Source organism: Sphingobacterium micropteri, assembly GCF_014692515.1.
Taxonomy (GTDB): Bacteria; Bacteroidota; Bacteroidia; order Sphingobacteriales; family Sphingobacteriaceae; genus Sphingobacterium; species Sphingobacterium micropteri.
Genome location: NZ_JACOIK010000027.1, coordinates 1 through 1,403, shown reverse-complemented (window position 1 = coordinate 1,403; position 1,403 = coordinate 1). Strand labels below are relative to the sequence as shown.

General features: G+C 50.4%; 1 protein-coding gene. It reads left to right on the top strand.

Annotation, left to right across the window (positions count from 1 at the left end; all coding sequences use genetic code 11):
* A partial coding sequence (gene istA / locus H8B06_RS20440) for an IS21 family transposase (protein WP_190996044.1) occupies window positions 1-1,403 on the top strand: 1,403 nt, incomplete at both ends.

Genomic DNA, 1,403 nt, shown 5'->3' with positions numbered 1-1,403 from the left:
CTTAAAACAAATAATTACCCTACATCTTGACGGAGCCAGCAACCGAAAGATAGGCTCTACACTGGGTATCTCCCGTAACACGGTAAATACTTATATGCAGTTGTTTTCCGCGAGCGACTATTCATTGGAAGATTTACTGGCAATGGATACCGCAAAGCTATCCGCACTGTTTTCTTCCCATACGACCGTAGATACGGCACGTCATAATGAACTGATGCTTTACTTTGAAAGTGTCAACCAGGCCAGGAGCCATCCCGGCTTTACATTTCTTCACCATTACCAGCAGTATGTCCTACAGGCAGCGGAACCTTACAGTTATACGCAGTTCCTTGAGCACTATCGTCGCAAATATCCATGTGAAAAGGGTTCTATGAAGCTAGAGCACGTTGCCGGCGAGGAGATGTTCATTGATTTTGCGGGTAAGAAACTGTATGTTACCGACAGGGAAACAGGGGAGCTTATTGCTGTTGAGGTTTTTGTTGCTATCCTTCCCTGCAGCCATTATACCTATGTGAAGGCCTGCAAGAGCCAAACGCGGGCCGATCTGATTACATGCTGTGCAGATGCTTTACGTTTTTTTGGCGGCGTTCCCAAAGCGATCGTTTCGGACAATCTGAAGTCTGCGGTGAGCAGGGCGAGCAGATATGAAGCAGACATCAACAGAAGCTTCAAAGACTTTGCCCGCCACTACAACTGTGTGATCAGCCCCACCCGCGGGTACTCTCCCCAGGATAAGGCATTGGTGGAGAATGCCGTACATCTTGCCTATCAGCGTATCTACTACCCATTGCGCGAAATGGTTTTCTTTTCGCTGGCCGATCTCAACCGGGAGATCGGCATCCTGGTGCAGCGTTACAACAACCTACTGCTTCAACGCAGGGAGTTGAGCAGGACGGAACTTTATCAGTCAGTTGAACGCCAGTATCTCAAGCCGTTACCCGATACACCTTATGAGCTTAAGGACTACAGGAGAGCGAAAGTCCAAAAGATGGGATATGTTTATTTTTCTCCTGACAAGAGCTATTACAGCGTCCCGCACCGTTATAAGGGCAAGGAGACCCTGATCCATTACACAGCGGGCAGGGTCGAGGTATTCTACAACCACCAGCGGATAGCGCTGCACCGGCGTAATCCGGTCAGGGGAAGCTATACGACCGATAAGGACCATCTGGCCAGCACCCACCGTTTCTACACCGACTGGAACCCGGAGTTCTTCAGGGATAAAGCCGCGCGGCACGGCGAACATGTGGTGCAATGCGTGGAAAAGATACTGGCATCGCAGGACTATCCCGAGATCGGTTACAAGCGTGTACTGGGTGTTATCCAACTGCACCGTGCCTACGGTTCCCAGCGGCTCAACGATGCCTGTAAAAGGGCGCTGGATACGGATGCCTGCTCATACG